Below are 24,621 nucleotides of genomic sequence, written 5' to 3'. Positions count from 1 at the left end.
AGGAGTCCGGCTGCGCATGGCGCCTGGCCAGCGGACCGCCTGCTCGCGTTCTGGCGCCCTTCGCGCCGGTCATAATCGCCGCCCATGAACTCCGGCATGAACAACAGCATCGTTCCCCTGCTCTGGTTCCTGGCCATCCTGGCCTTGATCCCGATCGTGCTGTGGCTGCTCAAACGCACGCCGCTGGGCGGTGCGGCCTTGGGCGGTCAACTGCGCACCGTCGCGCAGCTGGTGATCGCCCCGAGCCAACGCATCGTGATCGTCGAGGTGGGCCAGAACGAGGACCGGCAGTGGCTGGTCCTGGGCATCACCGGCCAGCAGATCCGCACGCTGCATGTGATGCCGCCGCAGGCCGACGCCGGCGTGGCGCTGCAAGCGGCCCAGCCCTCGTTCTCCTCGATGCTCAAGCGCAGCCTGGGGGGCAGGAACGCCGATGGCCCCGGTACCGGGTCTTCGACCTGATCGGGGTCCGCGCATGACGGCTTCGACTTCTTGCTCCGCTGAAGCTACGGCTTCCGCCACTGCTGCTCCCCGGCCCGCCAGGCGCATGCTGCGCCGCGTGCTCGGCGCGGGCGCGGTGCTTGCGCTCGGCGGCCTGGGCGCGGCGGCCTGGGCGCAGCAGAGCGGCAACGGCGCCAGCGTCCCGCTGATCATCGGCCAGGGCGCCGGCGGCAACAGCTACTCGGTCCCCATCCAGACCCTGCTGTTCTTCACCGCGCTGGGCTTCCTGCCCGCAGTGCTGCTGATGATGACGGGCTTCACCCGCATCGTGATCGTGCTGTCGCTGCTGCGTCAGGCACTGGGCACGCAGGCGGCGCCCCCGAATCAGGTCATCGTCGGCCTGTCGCTGTTCCTGACCTTCTTCGTCATGAGCCCGACCCTGGACCGCGTCTATGCCGAGGCCTGGCAGCCGTATCAAGCGGGCCAGATCGGCTTCGAGGTCGCGCTGGAGCGGGCCCAGGTCCCGATGCGCGCCTTCATGCTCAAGCAGACGCGCCAATCCGACGTCGCGCTGTTCGCCAAGCTGGCCAAGCTCGAGCCCAACGTCGCGCCCGAGAACGTGCCCTTCCGCGTGCTGGTGCCGGCCTTCGTGACCAGCGAGCTCAAGTCCGCGTTCCAGATCGCCTTCCTGATCTTCATCCCCTTCCTGGTGATCGACATGATCGTCTCGAGCGTGCTGATGAGCCTGGGGATGATGATGCTGTCGCCGGTGCTGGTGTCGCTCCCGTTCAAGCTGATGCTGTTCGTGCTGGCAGACGGCTGGAATCTGCTGCTGGGATCGCTGGCGGCCTCGTTCGCGCAGTAGCGGCGAGTAGCGGCATCGCGGCGACACGGGCAGCGGACAAGAAAGGACAGGACGATGGATGCGCAACAGGTCTTCACGATCGGCCAGCAGGGCTTGTACGTGCTGCTGCTGGTGGCGGCGCCGATTCTGCTGACGGTGCTGGCGGTCGGGGTGCTGGTGTCGGTCTTCCAGGCGGCGACGCAGATCAACGAATCGACGCTGTCCTTCGTGCCCAAGATCGTCGCGGCCGTGCTGGTGCTGGCGGTGGCCGGCCCCTGGATGATCTCGACCCTGGTCGAATACATCCAGCGGACGCTGCAGAGCATCCCGCAGGCGCTGGGCTGAGGCCGCGCCCGGGCTCCTGTCCATAGCGCCGCGCGCCGACACCCTGCTGCCGTCCGATGCTGACCTTCAACGAAGCCCAGCTGCTGGCCTGGATCAATCCGATCCTGTGGCCCTTCCTGCGCACGCTGGCGCTGTTCGCCGGCATGCCGGTCTTCAGCCAGCGCAACGTGCCGACGCGGGTGCGGATCGGGCTGGCGCTGTTCATCGCGGTGGCGGCGCAGCCCTCGTTGCCGGTGATGCCGACCATCCCGCTGGACTCGCTCCCGCAGATCCTCACCGCGGTCGCGCAGCAGATGCTGATCGGCCTGGCGATGGGTTTCGCGGTGCGGCTGGTGTTCGCGTCGCTGGAGTTCGCGGGTGAGCTGATCGGTCTGCAGATGGGCTTGAACTTCGCCGGCTTCTTCGACCCGTCGACCGGCGCGCAGGGCACGTCCTCCTCGCGTTTTCTCGGGTCGATGGTGGCCTTCCTGTTCATCGCGATCAACGGCCATCTGATGCTGATCAATGCGCTGGTGGCCAGCTTCCAGGCCTTCCCCGTCGGTGACGAGCCCTTCCGCTTCCTGCGCGTGGCGCAGCCACAGGTCTGGGGGGCGGAGGTCTTCCGCATCGGGTTGTGGATCGCGCTGCCGCTGATCACGATGCTGATGTTCGTGAACCTGGTGCTGGGCATCATCTCGCGCGTGGCGCCGCAGCTGAACGTGTTCTCGGTCGGCTTCCCGCTGACGGTGAGCATCGGGCTGGTGGGCCTGGTGGCGACGCTGCCGCTCATGCACCAGCCCTTCGAGATCGCGTTGGAGCGGTTGCTCGCGGCCTTCAACTAGCGCGGCGCCGGACGCGCCTCGCCGCCCCTCCGGCGGCCCTCGACGCACCCTCCTTCGGGGGCATTTTTGTTTGCTTTTTCTCCCCCATCGACAACCAGTTCGAATCATGTTCAGCCGAGGGTCAGGTCTGAACAAAAGCTAAGTCAGCAACGCTCGTTGCGGGACACGCCTGCGAGTGCAGGAGCATGATGAGTCAGGGCCGCGCCGCGTCGCAGCGGCGCGGCTCCTCAGCGCATCACAACTCCCGCAACGCCGTCGTCACCGGCACGCTCGCCGCCCGCACCGCCGGGAACAGCCCGCCGATGAAGCCGATGGCCAGGGCCCACTTGAGCCCCTCCCACAGCAGCTGTCCCGACACCCGCAGCTCGAAGCTCAGCTTGCCCACCGAGCCCGCCGCCATCGTCGACGCCGCGTGCCCGTTGAACAGCAGGTAGGCGATCGCCCCGCCGATGATCCCGCCCAGCGCCGCCAGCAGCATGGTCTCCAGCATCACCGCCACCACCACCGGAAGACCGGGGAAGCCGATCGCGCGCAGCGTCGCGATCTCCCGCGCACGCGTCGCGACCGCGGCGAACATGGTGTTCAGCGCCCCGAAGACCGCACCGATCGCCATGATCGATCCCACCACGATCCCGATCCCGCGCAGGATCTTCGTCATCTGCTCCGATTGCTTGGAGAAGAAGGCCAGCGTCGTCGTCGCGTCGACCTTGAGCTGCGGATTCGCCTCCAGCGCAGCCTTGAAGTCCTTGAACGCCTTTGCGTCCGTCAGCTTCACCGTCACCGAATTGCGGCTCGCGCCCCGCCGGTAGGTATCGGCCACCACAGGCGCATCGGCCCACAGCTCCGATTCCATCGAGTCCCCCGAGGCGAAGACCCCAGCCACCGTCCACATCTGACTGCCCAGTCGGATCTGCTTGCCCGGCTCCAGGCCCTCGAACTGGCGCGCCGCGCCCTGACCGACGATCAGCTCCTTGAGCCCCGGCTGGAACTTGCGGCCGGCGACGATCTTGACCTGCGGCCGCACCGCGAAGGCCTCGTCGCCCACACCGCGCACCTGCACGCTGCCCTCGTCGTCGGTGGTCGTGCCCTTGACCGGCAGGTTGGCCGCGACCACGGTCTCGGCGGAGACCAGCGGCTCGCCCTTCGCGGACTTGGCCACGCCGGGCGCCTGCGCGATCTGCGTGATGTCGTCGCGCGACAGCACCGACGCGACTTCCGCCGCCGACGCGCCGCGCAGCACGATGGCGGTGTCCTCGCTGCCTGACTTGCGCAGCGTCTCCGCATAGCCCTCGGCCATCGCCAGCAGCGCTACCAGCACGCCGACCACGCCGGCGATGCCCACGACGATCACCGCCGAGGAGCCCAGCCGCTGCGGCAGCGTGCTCACGCCCACGCTGGTGACCGAGCGCGCCTGCGCTCCGCGGCGCGACAGCAGCATCCACAGCGCCAGCACCACGGCCAGGCCCAGCGCGCCGAACCACGGCAACTTCACCCACGCCACCAGCACCAGGACCAGCAGCGCCAGCAAACCGAGTCGTTTCAGGAATTTCATGTTCAGGCCCTCCCCGCCAGCGCATCGGTGATGTTCAAGCGCATCGCGTTGAGCGCCGGCAGCGCGCCGACGATCACGCCGAACAGCACCATCAGCCCCACGCCCATGGCCCAGCTGCCCAGCCCCGCGGCCGGCAGATTGAGCGCTCCCCCGCTGCCGGCGCTGACGGCCGGTCCGATGACGCTCGCCAGACCGAGGCCGATCACGCCGCCGATCACCAGCAGCAGCACCGACTCCGCCAGCACCATCAGCAGCACGCTGACCTCCGAGAAACCGATGGTCTTGAGCACGGCGATCTCGCCGGTGCGCTCCCGCACCGCCTGCATCATCGTATTGCCCGACAGCAGCAGCAGCGTGAAGAACACCGCGCCCATGATGGAGCTGACGATCAGCCCGATGTCGGCCACCTGCTTCATCCAGGAGGCCATCGCCGCCTGCTCGGTCTGCGTGCGGGTCTCATGGTCCGAGTTGGCCGAGATCGCGTCGATCGCCTTGGCCACGCGGTCCGCCTGATTCGCATCTTTCACGCTGGTCACGTACCAGCCGACCTGACCGCGGTTGTAGGGCGTCGTGTCGTCGAAGTACTTCCAGTTCAGCAGGAACATCTGGTCGTACCAGCCGCCGGTCTTCTTGTCGGCCGCATGGATCAGGCCGACGATCTCGAACTGCCAGTCCTTGCTGCCGTTGCGGTCCGGGAAGATGGTCGACTGCATCGGGATCTTGTCCCCGACCTTCCAGTTGAACTTGCGCGCCAGGCCCTCGCCCACCAGCGCGCCGATGCGCGTGGACACGAAGGCCTTGCGGGCCTGCTCGGTGACGACCATCTCCGGATACATGTCCAGGTAGTTGGGCGGCACGGCGAAGCTGAAGACCTGGTTGTGCGGGTCCTGATAGGCGCCGCCGAACCAGTTGGCGTAGGTCACCAGCTTCACGCCGTCCACCGCCTCGATGCGCTGTTGCAGCGACATGGGCAGCGTCTGGATGAACGAGAGCCGCGAGCCCGATTGCAGCCGCGACGCGCCGTTGGCGCTCTGGCCGGCCTGGTCGAAGGAGGTGCGCACCGCGTCCAGCAGGCCGAACAGCAGGAAGGCCGTGATGATGGACACCAGCGTCAGCACCGTCCTGAGCTTGCGCCGGAACAGCGCCGCCCAGATGAGATGAAGGTATTTCATGGCATGCCTCGCTGGGGGTCAGGCCGTGACGCGGGCGGTCTGCTCGACCAGGGTGCCCTTGTCCAGATGCAGGATCTGGCCGGCGCGCTCGGCCGCCTTGGGATCGTGGGTGACCATCACGATGGTCTTCCCGTGATCGCGGTTCAGCGCCTGCAGCAGCGCCAGCACGTCCTCGGCCGACTGGCGGTCCAGGTCTCCGGTGGGCTCGTCGCAGACCAGCAGCGTGGGGTCGGACACGATGGCCCGTGCGATCGACACGCGCTGCTGCTGCCCGCCCGACAGTTCGGTCGGCTTGTGGCTGGCGCGGTCCGACAGGCCCACCAGCTGCAGCGCGATCGCGGCGCGCTTGCGGCGCTCGGCGGCGGAGAGCTTGGTCAGCAGCAGCGGCAACTCGACGTTGCGCTGCGCCGAGAGCATGGGCATCAGGTTGTAGAACTGGAACACGAAGCCGACCTTGGCCGCGCGCCACTTGGCCAGCGCGCCGGTGCCGAGCTGGTCGATGCGATCGCCGCCGATGGCGATGCTGCCGCCGCTGGGCTGGTCCAGCCCGCCGATCAGATTCAGCAAGGTCGTCTTGCCGGAGCCCGAGGGCCCCATCAAAGCCAGGAAGGCCCCCTGCTCAACGTCCAGATCGATGTGGTGCAGCACCTCCACCTTCTGCTTGCCTCGGGTGTAGACCTTGGACAGGTCCCGGATCTCGATCAACTTGCTCACGGTGACTCCTCGCATCAACGGTTCAAACGCGTCATGCCTGCGCGGGCGCGCGGCATCGCCGCCCCACGTCCTCACGACGCGCGGCGGCACTCCCAATCGACGGACTGCCGACTATTTGCCCGAGGCGACCAGGCGGATCTGGCCGCCGTCCTTCAGGTCCTCGGGCGGATTCACGACGATGGGCTCGCCGGGCTTGACCCCGTCCAGCACCACCGCCTGGGCGCCCAGCGGCGTCCCCTGCTTGACCTTGCGCGCCGCGGCGTTCTGGCCGACGACGACGAACACCACGTCCGCGCCGTCCCGCGTCACGACCGCGGACTTGGGCACCAGCACGCCCGGCGGCGGCGCGACCTGACCGGTCTGCTTGGGCGCCAGGAAGGACACGCGCACGCCCATGTCGGGCACGACGCGCGCATCCTTCTGCTCCAGCGCCACGCGCACCTTCACCGTCGCCTTGCCGCGGTCGGCCGAGGGCACGACCGCGATCACGTGCGCGCCGATGCGCCAGTCGGGATAGGCGTCCAGCACGGCCTCGGCCGGCATGTCGGCCTTGACCTGGCCGATGTAGGCCTCGTTCACGTCCACGTCGATCTCCAGCGAGTCCATGTCGACGATGGTGCCCACGCCGGTCCGGGTGAAGCCGCCGCCGGCGGACAGCGGGGAGACAATCTCGCCCACCTGCGCCGCCTTGGCGGTGATGACGCCGGCGAAGGGCGCCTTGACCACCGTGTAATCGAACTGGACCTGCGCCTGCGCCGCCTGCGCCATCGCGGCATCGGCCTCGCGGCGACGGGCCTCGACCTGGGCGGTGTAGGCGTTGACCGCGGTGCGCGCCTGCTCGGCGGCCTGCTTGGTGGTCATGCCGCTGGCGGACAACTCGTCCTGGCGCTTCAGGTCGGCCTGAGCCTGCGCCAGCTGGGCCTGCGTCGCCACCACATTGGCCTGAGCGCTCTTCACGTTGGCCTGCGCCATCGCCAGCGAGGCGCGCAGCGCCGCGTCCTCCAGCCGCGCCAGCACCTGGCCCTTGGCGATCCGATCGCCCTCCTCGAACAGCACCTCGGTCAGGGTGCCGGTGATCTGCGTGGACACCGTCGCCGAGCGGCGCGCCGTCACATAGCCGGTGGCCTGCAGCACCGCGTTGCCGCCGCCGGCGCCCCCGCGGGACAGGGCGTTCGCGGTCTCGACCTCGGGCACCTGGGACTGTCGCCACCACCACCAGCCGCCGCCGGCCAGCAAGGCCAGCACGACGATCACCGCCACCAGAGTCCAGACCCACTTGGGCGGTCCGCCGCCGTGGTCGTCACGCTCCGTGCCCTGGATGCGCAGTTCTTTCAACAATGCGGTATCGATGACAGCCCCCTTGGAGTGCGGACTCGCCAAGTCGGCGAGGTCTTGTTCGGATCGGGGCGAATTCTGCGCGGCGCCCGGCGCGCGTCAATCCTGACTTGCGACGAATGGCGGATGGCGGTCGCGAATGCCCTCGGGGGACGACGAACGGCAGACCCCGCGTTCGACACGCGGAAGCGGGCTCAGCTTTCGACCAGGCCGTTGCGGATGGCGTAGACGGTGAGCTCGGAGTTGTTGGACAGCGCCAGCTTCTCCAGCACCCGGGCGCGGTACACGCTGACGGTCTTGGGGCTGAGCATCAGCTCCTCGGCGATGTCCGACAGGCGCTTGCCCGAGGCGATCATCACCAGCGTCTGCAGCTCGCGGTCGGACAGCTTCTGATGCGCCTGCTCGGGGGCCGGCGCGGTCAGGCTCTCGACCAGCATCTGGGCGATTTCGGGCGTCACGTACTTGCGGCCCTGTGCCACCGTGCGCACCGCCTGCACCAGCAGCTGCGGATCGCCGCCCTTGTTCACGTAGCCGAAGGCGCCGGCGCGCAGCGCGCGGATGGCGTACTGGTCCTCGGGGTACATGGAGACGATCAGCACCCGCGTGGTGGCGCCCTCGTCCTTGAGCACGTGCAGCACGTCCAGACCGCTGCGGCCCGGCATGTTGATGTCCAGCACCAGCACGTCGCATTGCTTGTCGGCGGGCAGCGTGCGCATCAGGCTGCGCAGCTCGCCGTAGTCGCCGGCCTCGCCGACCACCTCGATGTCGGGCGCGTCGGACAGCGTGTCCCGGATACCGCGGCGGATCAGCGCATGGTCGTCGCAGAGGATGACTTTGATCATAGGTCGCCCCACGAGGAGGGGTCGTGCGCCGTGACGGCCGGCGCGTCGGCCTTGACCGCCGGGGCGGGCCTGTCGTCGTCCTCGTCGTCGAAGTCCAGCGCGGCGATCACCCCGCGCAGCGGCACCGACAGGATCAGCGCCGTGCCCTGCGGGCCCGTGCTCAGATCCACCCAGCCGCCGACCGTGGCCGCGCGCTCGCGCAGGCCGCGGATGCCGAAGCTGCGCGCCTTGCTCAGATCGCCCGGCGCCACACCGCGCCCGTTGTCCTTGATCTCCAGCGTCAGCACCCCGCCCTCCATGCTCAGCTCCACCTCGACCTTGCTTGCCTCGGCATGCTTGGACACATTGGTCAGCGCTTCCTGCGCACAGCGGTAGGCCACCAGCGGCACGCCCGGCGGCAGCTGGAACTGCTCGCCCACATGCCGCACGGCGGTCGCGATGCCGGTCCGGCGCTCGAAGCGCGCCGCCAGCCATTGCACCGCTGCCAGCAATCCTTGTTCCAGGATGGCCGGGCGCAGGTTGTGCATGATCCGCTGGCTCGATTCGATGGCGCTGGTGACGGTCTCCAGCGCCGACTGCACGCGCTGCTGCACGTCCTCATCCTTGCTGTGCCGCGCGATCCAGGCCAGATCGAACTTGAGCGCCGTCAGCGAGCCGCCGACGTCGTCATGGATCTCGCGCGCGATGGCCGCGCGCTCCATCTCCACGCTGGTCTGCAGATGGCCGGCCAGTTCATGCAGTTGCTGCTTGGACTTGAGCAGCTCCCGATCCGCCTCCTGCCGCGCGCGCTGCGCCTCGCAGGACTCGATCGCATGCAGCAGCGACGGCGCCAGCCGCGCCAGGTTGTTCTTGAGCAGGTAATCCGAGGCGCCGGTGCGCATCGCGGCCACCGCGGTGTCCTCGCCGATCTCCCCCGAGACCAGGACGAAAGGGAGCACCAGTTGCCGCTGCTTGATGATGTCCAGCACCACCAGACCCGAGAAACCGGGCAGGTTGTAGTCCGAAATGATCGCGTCCCAGGGCCGGTCCAGGGCGGCCTCGATGTCGGGCAGCGTGTCCAGCCGGGTGACCTCGAAGCGCAGTCCGGCGCGTTGCAACTGGGCCAGGATCAGTTGGTGATCCAGGTCGGAATCTTCGATGTGCAGCAAACGCAGGCGGCGCTCGGCGAGGGGGACAGTCGGCATGGCCGCGAGTATGCCAAGTTTGTCGCGTATCCCTCATCTGTGCAGGTGGACCCGCAGCTTTATGTGGGCTAGAAACCGTAGAGTCTTGGGTTTACCCTTATCGAGAATTTGTGTCCCCTGGTCGATCTACGTTATTGGACTGACTTTGACCAGTTAGTCCCGTCGACAGATTCGATACAAAGGCCGAAGATTCTTGTCAGCCGCAAATGTCCGGGCGCACGTCTGAGTTGGGCAGACGTGATCACGCAGCAGGACGCCCTAGTTGGAGCCAAGATGCAAATCGATGAGACAGCGGTGGAGCCGGATGGCGGCTTGATGCCGCTGCTGGCCGCGGCCGAGCTGCAAGACCACTTGATGACGGTCAACAATGACCTGGAGCGCTTGCAGCGTTTGCTGGACGACGCTTGCGAGGCCTTGTCGACCCATTTCTTCGGTGCGTCCGGACTGGTCGACCAGATGCGCGAGCGCCTGCCCGACGCCAAGGATCAGGACGCGCTGCAGCAGTTGATGCTGCATCTGGCCGGTGCGATCACCGCGCTGCAGTTCCAGGACATGTCCACGCAGCTGATCGCGCACACGAGTCAGCGGCTGCGCAACTGCTCGGACCAACTGGCCCGAGACACCTTCGGGGACGACGAGGACGGCATGGCCGTCGTCGAGAGCGCCCCGCTGCGACCCAACCCCGTGACGCAGGACGAGATGGACGCGGGGTCGATCGAGTTGTTCTGATTGTTCCGTTCCTCGACGCCGCTTCTGACGCTTACGTCACGGAAACCGTCGGCGGCGTCATCCCAGGGACCTCATCGTCATCAAGAATTGTCGGGTCCACCCGAAAACACGCAAGTCATCCGGAGAACTCAAAATGCCCTCGATCCTCGCCGTAGACGATTCGGCCTCCATGCGCCAGATGGTCTCGTTCACCCTCAAGAATGCGGGTTTCAACGTCGTGGAGGCGGTGGACGGGCAGGACGCCTGGGAGAAGTCGTCCCAGCGCGATTTCGACCTGGTGCTGACCGACCAGAACATGCCGCGGATGGATGGCATCAGCCTGACCAAGAAGCTGCGTGACAATCCCAAGTTCAAGACCACGCCGATCCTGATCCTGACCACCGAGTCCAGCGACCAGATGAAGCAGGCCGGCCGCGCCGCCGGCGCCACTGGCTGGCTGGTCAAGCCTTTCGACCCGGCCAAGCTGATCGAAGTGATCGGCAAGGTGATTCGCTGAGTCCACGCGGGAGATATCGATGGGAGACATGACCTCCGAAGGCGCGAACCTGGGCGCCGGCATTGACCTGAGCCAGTTCTACCAAGTCTTCTTCGAAGAGGCGGGCGAGAACCTGGACAACATGGAGCAGCTGCTCCTGAATCTGGACATCGACAATCCGGACGATGAGCAGATGAATGCCATCTTCCGATGCGCGCACTCGATCAAGGGCGGCGCCGCCACGTTCGGCTTCAACGACGTGGCCGAGCTGACCCACCAGATGGAGACGCTGCTGGACAAGCTGCGCCGTCACGAACTGGCCCCCACGTCCCAGATGGTGGACGTGCTGCTGCAGTCGGGCGACGCGCTCAAGGCGCAACTGGCCCGTCATCAGGGTTCGGGCGCCGACGCGGTGGACACCAGCGAACTGCTGAGCAGCATCCGTACCCTGGTCGACGGCGGCACGCTGGATGGCGCGCGCGCCGCCGCGCCCGCTCCGGCCCCCGCGCCGCAGGCCGCCCCGGCGCCCGCGCCGGCCGCCGCCGCCCCTGCCCCGCTGAAGTCGACCGTGCGCCAGCTCGAGCTGCTGGTCGGTCCGCTGAGCAATCCCGCGCAGGCCGACAACCTGGTCGATCTGTTCAAGGAGATCACCGACCTGGGCACGATCGAGCCGCTGGATGGCGGCATCTCGGCCGACGGCATGCGCCGTTTCAAGGTCCTGACCAGCAGCACCGACAACGACCTGCTGGACCTGTTCACCTTCCACGTCTCGCGCGAGGAAGTGAAGATCCTGCCGCTGGGCGAGGGTTACGGCTTCCATGAGGGCGCGCCCGGCGCGCCCCCGGTCGAGGCCAAGAAGGACGAAGACCCGGGCTACGGCTTCTTCGACGACGCCCCGGGCGTGCCCGCCGGTGTCGCCGCCGAGCCCAAGCCGGAAGAGGCCCCCAAGGCCGCCGTGCCCGTGCCGGCCGCCAAGCCCGCCACGCCAGCCCGCACCGACGTCGCGCCGCGCGCCGGCGGCGCCAACATGGACCAGTCCACGCTGCGCGTCTCGGTCGAGAAGGTCGACCAGCTGATCAACCTGGTGGGCGAGCTCGTCATCACCCAGGCCATGCTGGCGCAGAACAGCCGCAACCTGGATCCGGGCCTGTATCAACAGCTGGCCTCGGGCCTGGCCGACCTGGAGCGCAACACGCGCGACCTGCAGGAATCGGTCATGTCCATCCGCATGATTCCGATGTCGGTCGTGTTCAACCGCTTCCCGCGCATGCTGCGCGACCTGGCGGCCAAGCTGGGCAAGAAGGTCGAGCTGGTCACGCAGGGCGAAGCCACCGAGCTGGACAAGGGCCTGGTCGAGAAGATCACCGACCCGCTGACCCACCTGGTGCGCAACAGCTGCGACCACGGCATCGAGCTGCCCGCCGACCGCATCGCCAAGGGCAAGCCCGAGCAGGGCACGATCACGCTGGTCGCCTCGCATCAGGGCGGCTCCATCGTGATCGAGGTCCGCGACGACGGCCGCGGCCTGAACCGCGACAAGCTGATCAAGAAGGCGCGTGAAAAGGGCATCGACGCCCCCGACACCATGACCGATCAGGAAGTCTGGGGTCTGATCTTCGCGCCGGGCTTCTCCACCGCCGACCAGGTCACCGACGTGTCCGGCCGCGGCGTCGGCATGGACGTGGTCAAGAAGAACATCACCTCGCTGGGCGGCACCGTGGAGATCGACTCCGCCGAGGGCTACGGCATGAAGGTCTCGGTGCGGCTGCCGCTGACGCTGGCCATCATGGACGGCATGAGCGTGGGCGTGGGCGAAGAGGTCTACATCCTGCCGCTGTCGTCGGTGGTCGAGTCCTTCCAGGTCCAGTCCGACACCATCAAGACCGTGGGCGGCTCCGGCCGCGTGGTCGAGGTCCGCGACGAGTACATGCCCGTGGTCGAGCTCGAGCAGGTCTTCAACGTCCCCCGCTTCGACTTCGAGCATGTCAGCTCGATCATGGTCGTGGTCGAGGCCGAAGGCGGTCGCGTGGCGCTGCTGGTCGACGAGCTGCTGGGTCAACAGCAGGTCGTGGTCAAGAACCTGGAAGCCAATTACCGCAAGGTCACCGACGTGTCGGGCGCCACGATCATGGGCGACGGCCGCGTCGCGCTGATCCTGGACGTGGGCAGCCTGGTGCGCCGCTCGCGGCATTGAGCCCAGGTCGAATTTGAGGGCGCGCCGGTCAAGGGACCGGCCGCCTCAGGCATAAGAGGTCAACATGAATTTCAGTGCACTGATGCGTCAGTTCAGCATCCGCACCCGGATGATCGGCGCGATCGCCATCGTGCTGGTCCTGCTGCTGATCGTGGGCAGCGTGGGACTCTTCGGCATGCAGTCGATGCGCGGTCAGACCCAGGAGTTCCTGGAGAAGTCCACCGCCCGGAGCCACCTGATCAGCGATCTGACCAGCTCCATGGGCAAGCTGCGTGTCCATGAGAAGGACATGATCATCAACTACGAGAAGCCCGAGGTGGTGAAGGAGCGCCACGCCAAGTGGGACGCCGCCCGCAAGAAGGCCTCGGAGGAACTGGCCGCGTTGGCCAAGCTCAGCGCCCCGGACGACCAGGACGCGATCAAGAAGCTGCAGGCCGCGCTGGAGACCTATGCCGCCAAGGCCGCGAACGTCGTGACGCAGCTGGAGTCGGGCGCCTACGACCACGCCGCCGTGGCCGACCGTCTGCTGCAGCCCGCCAAGGACCAGGTGGTCGAGGCCGAGAAGCAGCTCGACGAGCTGAGCAAGCGCCTGGAAGCGCAGTCCCAGGACATGCGCCAGGGCATCGAGAGCACGCAGGGCGGCGTGCTGACGACCTTCGTGCTGGTGCTGGTCTTCGCCGCGGTGATCGTGGTGCCGCTGACCCTGCTGAACATGCAGACCATCTGCGCGCCGCTGGCCGAGGCCGAAGCGCTGGCCGCCGCGATCGCCGAGGGCGATCTGTCCCGCAGCATGAAGCCGGTCGAAGGCGTGGACGAGGCGTCCAAGCTGATGCGCTCGCTGCACCGCATGCAGGAAGCGCTGCAGGCCATGGTCGGCCAGCTGCGCACCGCCGCTGATTCCATCCGCACCGCGTCGGTGGAGATCGCCTCCGGCAACCAGGACCTGTCCAGCCGGACCGAGCAGACCGCGTCGAATCTGCAGGAAGCCGCGTCCTCGCTGGTCCAGCTGACGGGCACCGTCAAGCAGACCGCCGACAGCGCCCGTACCGCCAACCAGCTGGCCTCCTCCGCCTCCGGTGCGGCAGCCAAGGGCGGTGACGTGGTGAGCCAGGTGGTCTCGACGATGGACGAGATCAACACCAGTTCCAAACGCATCAGCGACATCATCGGCACCATCGACGGCATCGCCTTCCAGACCAACATCCTGGCGCTGAACGCCGCGGTCGAGGCCGCGCGCGCCGGTGAACAGGGCCGCGGCTTCGCGGTCGTGGCCGGTGAGGTGCGCTCGCTGGCCCAGCGCAGCGCCGAGGCCGCGCGCGAGATCAAGACCCTGATCGGCGCCAGCGTCGAGCGGGTCGAGACCGGCTCGCGCCTGGTGCAGGAAGCGGGCACGACCATGAGCGACATCGTCGCCAGCGTGCAGCGCGTGACCGACATCATCGGCGAGATCACCGCCGCCTCCAGCGAGCAGAGCGACGGCATCAGCCAGGTCAACCAGGGCGTGAGCAACCTGGATCAGATGACGCAGCAGAACGCCGCGCTGGTGGAGCAATCCGCCGCCGCCGCCGAGAGCCTCAAGGACCAGGCCGAGCGCCTGGGCGCGGTGGTCGACCGCTTCCGCGTGGGCGGCAACGCGGCGACCAGCTCGGCGCTGTTCGCGTCGGCGCCCGCCAAGCCGGCCGTGAAGAGCGAGCCGCAGTTCAGCGCCGCCAAGCCAGCGTCCACTGCCCCATCGACGGCATCGACGACGCCCGCCGTGAAGCCCGTGGCCGTGAAGGCGGCGGCCAAGACCGTCAAGCCGGTCACGAAGACCGGGGGCAAGAGCGCGGTCAAGAGCGCCACGACGGCCGGCTTCGCCGCAAAATCCACGGTCGCGCCCAAGGCGGCGTCCACCCCCTTCACTCCCGCGCCGGCGGTCCCGGCAACCACCGCCGCCGACGGCGACTGGGAAACCTTCTAATCCGCCGCTCAAGAGGTCACACATGGAAATCGTCCAACAACCCGGCACCCAAGTCGTGCAAGCAGGCTCCGGCTCCCTGGTCCCGCAAGGCGCCGCCAGCGCCGCGCCCGCCAGCGGGGAGTACCTGACCTTCCGCCTGGGCCAGGAGGAATACGGCATCGACATCCTGAAGGTCCAGGAGATCCGTTCCTACGAGCAGCCCACCCGCATCGCCAACGCACCGGACTTCATCAAGGGCGTCGTCAACCTGCGCGGCGTGATCGTCCCCATCGTCGACCTGCGTCTGAAGCTGGGCTGCGCCACGGCCGAGTACAACAGCTTCACCGTGGTCATCGTGCTGAACGTCAAGAATCGCGTCGTCGGCGCGGTGGTGGACTCGGTGTCCGACGTGCTCGAGCTGAACCGCGACGTCATCCGCCCGGCGCCGGAGCTGAGCTCCAGCACCGTCAACACCAGCTTCATCATGGGCATCGGCGCGGTCGCCGAGCGCATGTTGATCCTGATCGACATCGAGGGCCTGATGTCCAGCGCGGACATGGGTCTGATGGATGCGATGACCGCCGCCTGATCGAACGAAACGCCCGGCACTGCCGGGCGTTTTGACTTGGGCCGTCGACGGGCCCGACGCAGCCGCAGCGGTGACCGTTGATCGTCGAAAGTCGTTGGGAGCCGGCAGCGCCGCCGCATCAAGCGCGCGCCGGCAAAAAGGGAGTCAGCGCGCGGAGCGTCCCCGCACAGGAGCGGACGCCCGCCGCATGGAGCAAGCCACTTCGGAGGGCCGGTTCATGTTCGACTCGATCAAGACGCGATTGATCTCGCTGGGTGTCGGCATCGTCGCGTTGACGCTGCTGGCGATCACGGTGGCCAACTACCTGACCGTGCGCGGGCATACCGAGCGGCAGGTGTCGGAGGCGCTGGATGAGCTGGCCGCGGCGCGCGCCGACGCCATCCACCAATGGGTCCGCACGCAGCGCGACATCGTGCAGTCGCTGCAGCCGGCGGTCAGCGCGGCGGACCCGGTCCCCCTGCTCCAGCAGGCGCAGAAGTCGGGACGGCTGGAAGCGGCCTACGTCGGTTTCGCCGACAAGAAGATCGTCTTCAACACCCCGCAGAACCTCCCCGCCGATTACGACCCCACCAGCCGCCCCTGGTACACCGGCGCGGCGCAGGCCTCCGGCGTGGTGCTGACGGCGCCTTACATGGACGCCTCCAAGGGCCGCCTGGTCGTGACCTTCGCGAGCGCCGACAAGAGCGGCGGCTCGACCAAGGCGGTGATCGCCTCGGACGTGTTCCTGGACGACGTCGTCGCCACGGTCAAGGCGATCAAGCCCACGCCCGGCGGCTTCGCCTTCCTGCTGTCCAAGGACGGCAAGGTCGTCGCCCATCCGGACGCCTCGCTGGCGCTCAAGGACGCGAGCGCGGTCTCGGAGCAGCTCAGCGCCGCCGCCCTCAAGGACGCGCTGGATCCGAAAGCCGGCTGGGTCGAGGCCAAGGTCGGCGACAACAAGTTCCTGATCAGCGGCACGCCGGTGCCGGAGACTGATTGGCAGCTCTTCGTCGCGGCACGCAAGGATGAGGCGCTGGGCTCGTTGAGCGCGCTGCTGCGCACCGCCGTGATCACCGCGCTGATCATGATGGCCATCGCCGCGCTGGCGATGACCGGCACCATCGCCGCGATGCTGCGCGGCGTCGATCAGGTGCGCGCGGCGTTGGACGACATCAGCGCCGGCGACGGCGACCTGACCCAGCGCCTGCCCTCGGGCGGACGCGACGAGGTCGGCCGGATCGCGTCCTCCTTCAACGTCTTCGCCGAGAAGATCCAGCGCATGCTGCTGGACGTGCGCTCGGCCAGCAACTCGATCTCGACCGCCTCCAGCGAGATCGCCATCGGCGCGCAAGACCTGTCCCAGCGCACCGAGCAGACGGCGTCCAATCTGCAGCAGGCGGCCTCGTCGATGGAGCAGCTGACCGCCACGGTGCGGCAGACCGCGGATGCGGCTCAGACGGCCAATCAGCTCGCCTCCAGCGCCTCCAGCGCGGCGGCCAAGGGCGGCGAGGTGGTGAGCCAGGTGGTCTCGACCATGGACGAGATCAACGCCAGCTCCAAGAAGATCAACGACATCATCGGCACCATCGACGGCATCGCCTTCCAGACCAACATCCTGGCCTTGAACGCGGCGGTCGAAGCGGCGCGCGCCGGCGAGCAGGGCCGCGGCTTCGCGGTGGTGGCGAGCGAGGTGCGCTCGCTGGCGCAGCGCAGCGCCGAGGCGGCCAAGGAGATCAAGGCCCTGATCGGCGCCAGCGTCGATCGCGTGGAGGCCGGCTCGCGGCTGGTCGAGGCGGCGGGCGCGTCGATGAACGACATCGTGCACAGCGTGCAGCGGGTAACGGACATCATCGGCGAGATCACCGCCGCGTCCACCGAGCAGAGCGGCGGCATCGCGCAGGTCAACGACGCGGTCACGCAGCTGGACCGCATGACGCAGCAGAACGCGGCGCTGGTCGAGGAATCGGCCGCGGCCGCCGAGAGCCTGAAGGACCAGGCGCACCGGCTGACGGAGATCGTGTCGGTGTTCCGCTTGGGGAATGACGGACCGGCGATGGCGGCGGCTCACAAGCCGCTCGTCAAGACGAGCGTGGCGGCGAAGTCCGCATCGGCATCGACCGCGGCGGCGTCAACGTCCACGCCCGGCGCCGCGACCAGCGCATCGGCGCCCAAGACCTACACGACGAAGCCCGGCGCGCGCCCTGCAGCCAAGCCGGTGGTGGCCGCGGCGGGCGCGGCATCGGCGCCGGTGTCCGTGGCGGCCGCGCCTGCGGCACCCCGGCCCGCTCCCGCGCCGGCGCCCTCCCCCAAGGTCGACGACGGGGACTGGGAAACCTTCTGACGCTCAGTTCGTATCGGCCTCGCGCAGCGTCTGCACCACCGGACGCTGCAGCACGCCGCGCAGCGCCCACCAGCCGGCGAGCTGCGCCAGCACGGCGCCGCCGATGGTCGTGCCGATCAGCACCCAGGGCTTGAACTGCCATTCGAAATCGAAGGCGTAATGCGTGAGCGCCCAGCCCAGCGCCTGCGCCGCGCCGCCGGCCAGCAGGCCCGCGAGCGCCCCCAGCCCCAGCAGCTCGGCCCGCTGCACCGACGCCATCAGCGTGCTCGACGCGCCGAAAGCCCGCATCAGCGCGAACTCGCGGGTGCGCGCATCGCGTGAGCCCACCGCCGCCACCAGCAGCACGACCACACCCAGCGCCAGCGCCACCGCGAACAGCAGCTGCACGGCCATGATCACTTGCTCCAGCACGCCCTGCACCTGCGCCAGCTCGGCGGAGACATCGATCAGCGTCAGGTTGGGGAACTCGTTGACCAGCTTGCGATCCAGCGCGGCGGGCGCGCCCTCGCCCGCCGGTGAGCGGTAGGCGGAGATGAAGCTCACGGGCAGCTCGGGCATCTCCGCGCGCGGGTAGAGCACGAAGAAGTTGACCCGCATCGAGCCCCAGTCCACCTTCCGCAGCGACGTGATCCTGGACTCGATCAGCATGCCGGCGATGTCGAACTTCAGGCGGTCGCCCAGCTTCAGGCCGAGCTGGTCGGCCAGGCCCTGCTCGACGCTGACGCCGTCCTTCTCCTGCGCCGTCCAGGTCCCTTTGGAGAGCTGGTTGTGCGAGGGCAGCGCGCCGGTGTGGCTGAGGTTGAACTCGCGCTCGACCAGGCGCTGGGCGCGTTCCTCGGTGAACTGGTTGGCGCGGACCTCGGTGCCATTGATGGCGACCAATCGGCCGCGGATCATCGGGTACCAGTCGTAGTCCTTGACGCCGGCGCGGTCCAGGTCGGCGCGGAAGCCCGCGGCCTGGTCGGGCTGGATGTTGATGACGAAGCGGTCCGGCGCGTTGGCTGGCGTCGCGGCGCGCCAGCTGGTGATCAGGTCGGTGCGCAGCAGCACCAGCAGCGCCAGCGCCAGCAGGCCCAGCGACAGCGAGCCCACCTGCAACACCGCGAAGGCCGGCCGCGCGGCGACCTGGCGCGTGGCCAGCAGCAGCCAGCGCGGCGCGCCGGCCTGCGGCACCAGCTTGCGCAGCGCGATCACCGCGCCATAGGCCAGCAGCGCGAAGACGCCCAGCGCGACCGCGAAACCGCCAGTGGCGATCAGGCCCAGGCGCCAGTCGGCCGACAGCGCGGTGAGCACCGCCGCGAAGCCGGCGACACCCGCCACCAGCACGGCCAGCGAGCCCAGCTTGGGCCGGCCCAGCTCACGGCGGATCACGCGCAGCGGCGGCACGGCCGCCAGCTGCAGCACCGGCGGCAGACCGAAGCCCAGCAGCAGGCTCATGCCCATGCCCAGGCCCAGCAGCACCGGCCAGATGCCGGCCGAAGGCAGGTCCACCGAGATCAACCCGGCCAGCAGCGCGATGAAGCCGAAGTGCAGCAGGAAGCCCAGCAGCACGCCGACCGCGCTGGCGATGAAGCCGACGCCGGCGAACTCCAGCGTGAACACCCAGGCCAGCCGGCGCTGCGGTTGGCCGAGCACGCGCAGCATGGCGCAGTCGTCGAGGTGGCGATTCGCGAATTCACGCGCGGCGAGCGCGACCGCGATCGCGGCCAGCAGCGCCGCCAGCAGCGCGACGAGGTTCAGGAACTTGGTCGCCCGGTCCAGGGTCTGGCGCATCTCGGGCCGGCCGGTCTCCAGCGACTCCAGCCGCACGCCGCGCCAGTGGCCGGATTTCATTTGCAGGCTGGTTTCGGCGCTGAACTGCTTGACGCCGAGCTCATTGCCGATCACCGCGTAGCGATAGGTGATGCGGCTGGCCGGCTGCACCAGGCCGGTCGCGGCCAGGTCGGCCTGCGCCAGCATCACGCGCGGCGCGAAGTTCAGGAAGCCGGCGCCGCGGTCGGGCTCGTTGGCGATCTCGCCGCCGATGCGCAGCGTGCTGTCGCCCAGCAGCAGCGGATCGCCGACCTTCAGGCCCAGCGCGCTCAAAACGCCCGGGTCGACCCAGACCGTGCCCGCCGCCGGCGCACCGACCTGCCGGCCGTCCTTGAGCGCGAGCGCGCCCCGCAGCGGATAGGTCGCGCCGACCGCCTTCACCGCCACCAGTCGGCTGCCGCCGCCCTGGTCCTCGTTGGCGCGGGCCATGCTGGGGAAGTTCAGCGTGTCGACGCTGCGCAGGTTGAGCTTGGCCGCCAGCTCGCGCACCGCGGCAGGCGTAGGCTGGTCGCTGGCGACGACCGCGTCGCCGCCCAGCAGCTGGGCCGCGTCGCGACGCAGCCCCTGGTCCAGCCGGTCCGACAGGAACGCAACCGCGCAGACCGCCGCCACCGCCAGCATCAGCGCCAGGATCAGCAGGTGGAGCTCGCCGGCGCGGGCGTCGCGCCAGGTCTGGAGCGCGCTCTGACGCCACAGCGAAGGCGGGCGCCGCCGGGGCGCTCCGGTCGTGGTCGTTTGAGGCGAGGACGCTTGCGTGGTGCCGGCGGACGAGGGAGAGGAATGCGCGCTCATGCGCGGACTGTAGCGAAGCGCGTGCCCGGGCGCCGCAAGGTCATGCCGTCGTGCAGTCGGCTTGAACAGTCCGTGCAAGCGGTTTTGACGATGGGGCGCGGACCGGGGCGTCCAATCGATGTCATGAACTCCGTCTTCCCTCCCCTGTTCGTGTCGCACGGCTCGCCCATGATCGCGCTGGAGCCCGGCGACGCCGGTCAGTTCATGCGACGCCTGGGCGTGGCGCTGGACGCCGGCTGGGGCCGCCCCAAGGCGGTGCTGGCCGTGTCCGCGCACACGACGGCGCGCGAATCGGTGTTGCTGGGCGGCGCCCATCACGAGGCGATCTACGACTTCGGCGGCTTCCCGCCCGCGCTCTACCAGCTTCGCTACGACGCGCCGGGGGAGCCCACACTGGCCGCCTCCATCGGCGCCGCGCTGCAGGTGCCAGTCCTCGATCACGGCGGCCTGGATCACGGCATCTGGACGGCGCTGCGCTACATCTATCCGGAGGCAGACGTCCCGGTCGTGCCGCTGGCCTTCGATCCGCATGCCGCACCGTCGGAGCTGATGGCGCTGGGCGAGCGGCTGGCGGCGCTCTCCAGCGAGGGCGTGCTGATCCTGGCCACCGGCAGCATCACGCACAACCTGCGGCTGCTGTTCCGCCCGAACGGCGCGGGCCAACGGCCCGAGGAGCGCTCGCCCGAGATGCCCGAATCGGCGGCCTTCCGCGGCTGGATGGCGGAGCGTTCGTCGGAGCGCGACTGGACCTCGCTGGCCGACTACCGCCGCCTGGCTCCGAGCGCGGTGCTGATGCATCCGACCGACGAGCATCTGCTGCCCTGGTACGTGGCCGCGGGCGCCGGTGGCCGCGACGACGCCCCGCTGCGCCTGCACGAGGGCGTCACCTTCGGCTGCCTGGGCATGGACGCCTACGCCTTCGGCCCGCAGGGCAGCGCGCTGGCCGCGCAGCTGGAGAAAGAGGCGGCTTCCGTCTGACGGGCGCAATCTCTGCCGCGGCTCCAACCGGCCGCCGGGTCTGATCAGCAAGCTCGGTCGGATTCACCAAGCCGCCGGGTTGCCGAGCGGCCGTGGGGCCACGGGCCCTTGGCCGCGAAGGCGGCAAGCCCCTCCCCCAAACGACAATTGGCTCCCGCAGGGAGCCAATTGTCGTTGCGACGGACGTCGTGCCCGTCAGATGAAGATCGCCGCCAGGATGCCCAGGATCAACACCCACTTGGTGATGTAGTAGCCGGTCCGGCTCTTCGCCTTGAAGGCCTTGAAGAACAGCCGCACCTTGTACGCGTGATAGAAGAACTTGTTGAGCCCCCCGATGGGTTCGCTCTCCAGGTTCTGCGTCGCGGCGGCGGTCATCACCAGCTTGCCGAACCAGCGGTTCAACCAGCGCGTCGGCGCGAAGAACAGCGGCCGCTCCACATCGCAGAACAGGATCACGCGCTGATGCTGCGTGGTGTTCTCGGCGTAATGGATGAAGGTCTCGTCGAAGATCACGTCCTCGCCGTCGCGCCAGTGGTACTGCTCGCCGTCGACGTCGATGTAGCAGCCCGGATCGTTGGGCGTGGTCAGCCCCAGGTGATAGCGCAGCGAGCCCGCATACGGGTCGCGATGCCGCACCAGCCGCGCGCCGGGAGGCAGCGACGCGAACATCGCCGCCTTCACCGTCGGGATGCGCTTGAGCAGCTCCACGGTCTTGGGGCACAGCTGCTGGGCCGAGTCCATGTCCCGGTCATACCACTTCAGATAGAAGCGCTTCCAGCCGGTGCGGAAGAACGAGTTGAAGCCGATGTCGTTGTAGCCGGACGCGGCCTTGATGTAGCCCTCGTCGTTCAGGCGCAGGGCCTCGTCGCGGATGACCTGCCAGTTGTCGCGCAGCAGCTGCAGCTCCTGGAACTGGTCGGTCTTGATGTAAGGCGTGGCCGGGGCGCGCGAGAACAGGTACATCAGCGCGTTGATCGGCGAGATCAGCACGGTGAAGTCGGTCAGCGCGCGCGACAGCTTGAAGCGCACGCGCCCGCGGAAGTGGGCGTAGAGCGCCGAGATGATGAAGATCGCCAGCACCCAGTAGCGGGTCGGCGGCAGCCAGTCGGCCATGTGAATCTCTCCAGAGGACGCCGGATGGGGCGTCAAACACCTGCGGAGCGATTCCAGGAGGATGCGCCGCAAAGCCGGGGATTATCGCCGGATGAGGGCATTCCCGCAGGAGCCGCGCGCCATCGGCCGGCGTCACGCCGATGACGGAACGCACGGCCCGGCCACGGGCGGGCGATCAGCGGCGCCTGTCCACCGCCAGCGACACGCCCCAGAACGCCAGTCCGCCGAAGGCCAGCACCACGCCGACCCAGCCGGTCGAGGTCCAGCCCAGCCCGGCCGAGATCGCCAGCCCGCCCAGCCAGGGCCCCAACGCATTGGCCGCGTTGAAGGCCGAATGGTTGAGCGCGGCGGCCAGGGTCTGGGCCTCGCCGGCGACGTCCATCAGCCGGGTCTGCAGCACGGCGCCGAGTCCGCCGCCGCAGCCGATCAGGAAGACGACCGGGATCAGCGTCCACAGGCTGCCCGCGGCGAAGGGATACAGCGCCAGCGAGGCGGCGCTCCACAGCAGCAGCCCGCCGACGGTGGGCATCAGCGCCCGGTCCGCAGCCCAGGCCGAGACGATGGTCCCCGCCGTCATGCCCATGCCGAAGACGCTCAGCACCACCGGCAGCATGCCGGGCCCGGTGCCGGTGACCTCCAGCAGCGTGGAGCCCAGGTAGGTGTAGACGGCGAACATGCCGCCGAAGCCGATGGTTGCGATCCCCAGCGTCAGCCAGACCTGGCGGCGGCCCAGGGCGCCGAGCTCGCGCATCGCGCTGGCGCCGGCCCGCACCGCGTCGCGCGGCGCGTGCATCGCGATCAGCGCGGCGGTGATCAGCGCCATCACCGCGACGACGCCGAAGCCCCATCGCCAGCCGGCCCACTGCCCCAGCGCGTTGGCCAGCGGCACGCCGACGATGGTGGCCACCGTCAGGCCCAGCATCATGAAACTGACCGCGCGGGCGCGGCGCTCCGGCGCCACCATCGAGGCCGCCACCAGCGCGCCGACACCGAAATAGGCGCCATGCGGCAGGCCGCTCAGGAAGCGGAACAGCAGCATCGCGTGATAGCTGGGCGCCACCGCGCTGAGCAGGTTGCCGACCGCGAAAGCCAGCATCAGCAGGATCAGCAGCGAGCGCCGCGGCATGCGGGCGCCCAGCACCGCCAGCAGCGGCGCACCGACCACCACGCCCAGCGCGTAGGCGCTGATCACGTGGCCGGCGGTGGGCGCGTCGATGCCCAGGTCGGGCGCGAAGAAGGGGACCAGGCTCATGGCCGCGAACTCGGTCGTGCCGATCGCGAAGCCGCCGATGGCCAGCGCCAGCAGCGCCCAGCCGGTGCGGGCGCCGGGCGGCAGCGCCTGGGTCGAGAGGTCGGAGGAGTCGAGAGGCGGCGCGGCGGACATGGGCAGGAGCGATACGGCTGGGGCGGCAAGCGCCACGGCCGGGGCCGCGGACCGCCTGAACGACGGGAACGCCGGACGGTCCGGGGTCGCGCGCTGGCGCGACAGGACCGGATAGCGGACGTTCAGGGAATGTTCAGCATTCCAACACGTTTCTGACAGCCCGATGGCCGCAGGGGTCGCTGGCCGCCCGTGCGGGGCCGCGCGGCGTCGCCGGAAACGGGGGCGGACCGCGCTACACTCCGTGCCTTCCCCGCGCCGTGACCTCAGGTGACGGCGCCGGCGGAGGCCCAGAGCGGGCGTCGTATAACGGCCATTACCTTGGCTTCCCAAGCCAATGACGAGGGTTCGACTCCCTTCGCCCGCTCCACTCGTTCAGCCGGCTTCGCTGCCGCGTTGCCCGTACCGGGCCGGATCCAGCAGCGCAAGCACGCGCTGCAGCTCCTCTTGCTCACGCGTGCCCAGGGCGCCGAACTGGCAGCCCAGATAGGCCTGCTCGCCCGCAAGGAAAGACCGGAACCCACGCCGTGAACGCACATGCAGGTCGACCACCAGCGACCCGTGCACGTCCAGCGTCAGCCGGACCTGCTGCAGCGTCTGACCGGGGTGAATCCCGCGGCCGAATTCCAGCGGCGCGCGCATGCCCACCCCGCCTAGCGAGAGGTCGTCGAGGATGAAATCGCGCGGCTTGCCCATCCAGGTGAACGCTGCCCGAAATGCGGGGCCCAGGGGGACGCCGCGTCTGGGCGTGCTGCGGCGCTCGATCTCGAGCTCCGCGTCGAGTGCTTCGGTGGGCGCCTCGATGGCGCCCGCTTCCCCCTCCGCCGTCGCGCCGACCGGCACTGCCGAGCCCGCCTCGGGAGCAGCAGTCGGCATCATCGGATCCAGCACCGACTCGGGGGAGTTGCCGGTGCGTTTCGAGCGGGGGCGGAGCAGGAACATGGGGCGGTCGTGATGCAAAGGCTTCGCCTTGTAAGCCGAATCCCGCCGCCCCCAGCTGTAACCACACGCGTCGACCGCGAAAAACTTCACGCCCGGAGATCTGGGCC

General features: G+C 68.9%; 21 protein-coding genes and 1 tRNA gene. 12 read left to right on the top strand and 10 right to left on the bottom strand.

Annotated features, from left to right (window positions below):
- The first annotated feature begins 84 nt into the window (after positions 1-84).
- The 4 genes from ABDW59_RS03420 to fliR all read left to right on the top strand — a co-directional run bounded on the left by ABDW59_RS03420 (position 85) and on the right by fliR (position 2,451).
- The gene (locus tag ABDW59_RS03420) at positions 85-462 is read left to right on the top strand and encodes a flagellar biosynthetic protein FliO (protein ID WP_343628048.1); all 378 of its coding nucleotides are present in this window, start codon (positions 85-87) and stop codon (positions 460-462) included.
- A gap of 85 nt (positions 463-547) precedes the next feature.
- Positions 548-1,306: a flagellar type III secretion system pore protein FliP gene (fliP, locus tag ABDW59_RS03415; RefSeq protein WP_343628047.1), complete on the top strand. Its 759-nt coding sequence runs from the start codon at positions 548-550 to the stop codon at positions 1,304-1,306.
- 54 nt (positions 1,307-1,360) lie between these two features.
- Positions 1,361-1,630: a flagellar biosynthesis protein FliQ gene (gene fliQ / locus ABDW59_RS03410; RefSeq protein WP_343628046.1), complete on the top strand. Its 270-nt coding sequence runs from the start codon at positions 1,361-1,363 to the stop codon at positions 1,628-1,630.
- 56 nt (positions 1,631-1,686) lie between these two features.
- Complete coding sequence (fliR, locus tag ABDW59_RS03405; protein ID WP_343628044.1) at positions 1,687-2,451, top strand: flagellar biosynthetic protein FliR; 765 nt, start codon at positions 1,687-1,689, stop codon at positions 2,449-2,451.
- Between the two features lie 235 nt (positions 2,452-2,686).
- Here the strand turns inward: fliR and ABDW59_RS03400 are convergent, their stop codons facing one another.
- The 6 genes from ABDW59_RS03400 to ABDW59_RS03375 form a co-directional block, all read right to left on the bottom strand.
- Entirely contained in the window at positions 2,687-4,003 is a 1,317-nt protein-coding gene (locus tag ABDW59_RS03400; protein WP_343628043.1) for an ABC transporter permease, read from the bottom strand.
- 2 nt (positions 4,004-4,005) lie between these two features.
- Positions 4,006-5,175: an ABC transporter permease gene (locus ABDW59_RS03395; protein WP_343628042.1), complete on the bottom strand. Its 1,170-nt coding sequence runs from the start codon at positions 5,173-5,175 to the stop codon at positions 4,006-4,008.
- Positions 5,176-5,193: 18 nt separating this feature from the next.
- Positions 5,194-5,904 (bottom strand): ABC transporter ATP-binding protein, encoded by a 711-nt coding sequence (locus tag ABDW59_RS03390; protein ID WP_343628040.1) that lies wholly within the window; start codon positions 5,902-5,904, stop codon positions 5,194-5,196.
- Between the two features lie 96 nt (positions 5,905-6,000).
- Entirely contained in the window at positions 6,001-7,227 is a 1,227-nt protein-coding gene (locus ABDW59_RS03385; protein WP_343628038.1) for an efflux RND transporter periplasmic adaptor subunit, read from the bottom strand.
- Between the two features lie 191 nt (positions 7,228-7,418).
- Positions 7,419-8,066, bottom strand: a complete 648-nt coding sequence (locus ABDW59_RS03380; protein WP_067068286.1) for a response regulator transcription factor — start codon at positions 8,064-8,066, stop codon at positions 7,419-7,421.
- On the bottom strand, positions 8,063-9,250 hold the full coding sequence (locus tag ABDW59_RS03375; protein ID WP_343628036.1) for a histidine kinase: 1,188 nt from the start codon (positions 9,248-9,250) through the stop codon (positions 8,063-8,065). The genes ABDW59_RS03380 and ABDW59_RS03375 overlap by 4 nt, the downstream gene beginning before the upstream one ends.
- Positions 9,251-9,523: 273 nt before the next feature.
- Here ABDW59_RS03375 and ABDW59_RS03370 point away from each other — a divergent pair, with 273 nt between their 5' ends.
- The 6 genes from ABDW59_RS03370 to ABDW59_RS03345 all read left to right on the top strand — a co-directional run bounded on the left by ABDW59_RS03370 (position 9,524) and on the right by ABDW59_RS03345 (position 17,496).
- Positions 9,524-9,979 (top strand): hypothetical protein, encoded by a 456-nt coding sequence (locus tag ABDW59_RS03370; protein WP_343628035.1) that lies wholly within the window; start codon positions 9,524-9,526, stop codon positions 9,977-9,979.
- Positions 9,980-10,112: 133 nt separating this feature from the next.
- A complete protein-coding gene (locus tag ABDW59_RS03365) occupies positions 10,113-10,475 on the top strand; it encodes a response regulator (protein ID WP_067068294.1) in 363 nt (120 codons plus the stop codon).
- Positions 10,476-10,494: 19 nt separating this feature from the next.
- The gene (locus ABDW59_RS03360; RefSeq protein WP_343628034.1) at positions 10,495-12,648 is read left to right on the top strand and encodes a chemotaxis protein CheW; all 2,154 of its coding nucleotides are present in this window, start codon (positions 10,495-10,497) and stop codon (positions 12,646-12,648) included.
- Between the two features lie 64 nt (positions 12,649-12,712).
- Positions 12,713-14,608: a methyl-accepting chemotaxis protein gene (locus tag ABDW59_RS03355; RefSeq protein WP_343628033.1), complete on the top strand. Its 1,896-nt coding sequence runs from the start codon at positions 12,713-12,715 to the stop codon at positions 14,606-14,608.
- Between the two features lie 22 nt (positions 14,609-14,630).
- Positions 14,631-15,176 (top strand): chemotaxis protein CheW, encoded by a 546-nt coding sequence (locus ABDW59_RS03350; protein WP_343628032.1) that lies wholly within the window; start codon positions 14,631-14,633, stop codon positions 15,174-15,176.
- Positions 15,177-15,363: 187 nt separating this feature from the next.
- Positions 15,364-17,496, top strand: a complete 2,133-nt coding sequence (locus ABDW59_RS03345; RefSeq protein ID WP_343628031.1) for a methyl-accepting chemotaxis protein — start codon at positions 15,364-15,366, stop codon at positions 17,494-17,496.
- Between the two features lie 3 nt (positions 17,497-17,499).
- Here the strand turns inward: ABDW59_RS03345 and ABDW59_RS03340 are convergent, their stop codons facing one another.
- Entirely contained in the window at positions 17,500-20,100 is a 2,601-nt protein-coding gene (locus ABDW59_RS03340; RefSeq protein WP_343628029.1) for an FtsX-like permease family protein, read from the bottom strand.
- A gap of 123 nt (positions 20,101-20,223) precedes the next feature.
- Between ABDW59_RS03340 and ABDW59_RS03335 the strand changes: the two genes are divergently transcribed.
- On the top strand, positions 20,224-21,078 hold the full coding sequence (locus ABDW59_RS03335) for a class III extradiol ring-cleavage dioxygenase (protein WP_343628028.1): 855 nt from the start codon (positions 20,224-20,226) through the stop codon (positions 21,076-21,078).
- A 195-nt stretch (positions 21,079-21,273) separates the two neighbouring features.
- Here the strand turns inward: ABDW59_RS03335 and ABDW59_RS03330 are convergent, their stop codons facing one another.
- Positions 21,274-22,191: an aspartyl/asparaginyl beta-hydroxylase domain-containing protein gene (locus ABDW59_RS03330; RefSeq protein WP_343628027.1), complete on the bottom strand. Its 918-nt coding sequence runs from the start codon at positions 22,189-22,191 to the stop codon at positions 21,274-21,276.
- Positions 22,192-22,366: 175 nt separating this feature from the next.
- Positions 22,367-23,575, bottom strand: a complete 1,209-nt coding sequence (locus tag ABDW59_RS03325; protein ID WP_343628026.1) for an MFS transporter — start codon at positions 23,573-23,575, stop codon at positions 22,367-22,369.
- Between the two features lie 292 nt (positions 23,576-23,867).
- On the opposite strand from ABDW59_RS03325, the gene ABDW59_RS03320 reads away from it, so the two are divergent.
- A tRNA-Gly gene (locus tag ABDW59_RS03320) sits at positions 23,868-23,942 on the top strand.
- Positions 23,943-23,947: 5 nt separating this feature from the next.
- On the opposite strand, the gene ABDW59_RS03315 is transcribed toward ABDW59_RS03320, so the two are convergent.
- Entirely contained in the window at positions 23,948-24,514 is a 567-nt protein-coding gene (locus ABDW59_RS03315) for a PilZ domain-containing protein (RefSeq protein WP_343628025.1), read from the bottom strand.
- Between the last annotated feature and the right edge of the window lie 107 nt (positions 24,515-24,621).

The organism is Roseateles sp. (assembly GCF_039595295.1).
GTDB lineage: Bacteria > Pseudomonadota > Gammaproteobacteria > Burkholderiales > Burkholderiaceae_C > Roseateles.
The sequence above is the reverse complement of the archived record's forward strand: the minus strand, read 5'-3'. Positions and strand labels throughout refer to the sequence as shown.

Bases quoted from the DNA above. Each gene is read 5' to 3' on its own strand.
- ABDW59_RS03420 (WP_343628048.1), top strand. From the start codon at position 85: ATGAACTCCGGCATGAACAACAGCATCGTTCCCCTGCTCTGGTTCCTG.
- fliP (WP_343628047.1), top strand. From the start codon at position 548: ATGCTGCGCCGCGTGCTCGGCGCGGGCGCGGTGCTTGCGCTCGGCGGC.
- fliQ (WP_343628046.1), top strand. From the start codon at position 1,361: ATGGATGCGCAACAGGTCTTCACGATCGGCCAGCAGGGCTTGTACGTG.
- fliR (WP_343628044.1), top strand. From the start codon at position 1,687: ATGCTGACCTTCAACGAAGCCCAGCTGCTGGCCTGGATCAATCCGATC.
- ABDW59_RS03400 (WP_343628043.1), bottom strand. From the start codon at position 4,003: ATGAAATTCCTGAAACGACTCGGTTTGCTGGCGCTGCTGGTCCTGGTG.
- ABDW59_RS03395 (WP_343628042.1), bottom strand. From the start codon at position 5,175: ATGAAATACCTTCATCTCATCTGGGCGGCGCTGTTCCGGCGCAAGCTC.
- ABDW59_RS03390 (WP_343628040.1), bottom strand. From the start codon at position 5,904: ATGCGAGGAGTCACCGTGAGCAAGTTGATCGAGATCCGGGACCTGTCC.
- ABDW59_RS03380 (WP_067068286.1), bottom strand. From the start codon at position 8,066: ATGATCAAAGTCATCCTCTGCGACGACCATGCGCTGATCCGCCGCGGT.
- ABDW59_RS03375 (WP_343628036.1), bottom strand. From the start codon at position 9,250: ATGCCGACTGTCCCCCTCGCCGAGCGCCGCCTGCGTTTGCTGCACATC.
- ABDW59_RS03370 (WP_343628035.1), top strand. From the start codon at position 9,524: ATGCAAATCGATGAGACAGCGGTGGAGCCGGATGGCGGCTTGATGCCG.
- ABDW59_RS03365 (WP_067068294.1), top strand. From the start codon at position 10,113: ATGCCCTCGATCCTCGCCGTAGACGATTCGGCCTCCATGCGCCAGATG.
- ABDW59_RS03360 (WP_343628034.1), top strand. From the start codon at position 10,495: ATGGGAGACATGACCTCCGAAGGCGCGAACCTGGGCGCCGGCATTGAC.
- ABDW59_RS03355 (WP_343628033.1), top strand. From the start codon at position 12,713: ATGAATTTCAGTGCACTGATGCGTCAGTTCAGCATCCGCACCCGGATG.
- ABDW59_RS03350 (WP_343628032.1), top strand. From the start codon at position 14,631: ATGGAAATCGTCCAACAACCCGGCACCCAAGTCGTGCAAGCAGGCTCC.
- ABDW59_RS03345 (WP_343628031.1), top strand. From the start codon at position 15,364: ATGGAGCAAGCCACTTCGGAGGGCCGGTTCATGTTCGACTCGATCAAG.
- ABDW59_RS03340 (WP_343628029.1), bottom strand. From the start codon at position 20,100: ATGAGCGCGCATTCCTCTCCCTCGTCCGCCGGCACCACGCAAGCGTCC.
- ABDW59_RS03335 (WP_343628028.1), top strand. From the start codon at position 20,224: ATGAACTCCGTCTTCCCTCCCCTGTTCGTGTCGCACGGCTCGCCCATG.
- ABDW59_RS03330 (WP_343628027.1), bottom strand. From the start codon at position 22,191: ATGGCCGACTGGCTGCCGCCGACCCGCTACTGGGTGCTGGCGATCTTC.
- ABDW59_RS03325 (WP_343628026.1), bottom strand. From the start codon at position 23,575: ATGTCCGCCGCGCCGCCTCTCGACTCCTCCGACCTCTCGACCCAGGCG.
- ABDW59_RS03315 (WP_343628025.1), bottom strand. From the start codon at position 24,514: ATGTTCCTGCTCCGCCCCCGCTCGAAACGCACCGGCAACTCCCCCGAG.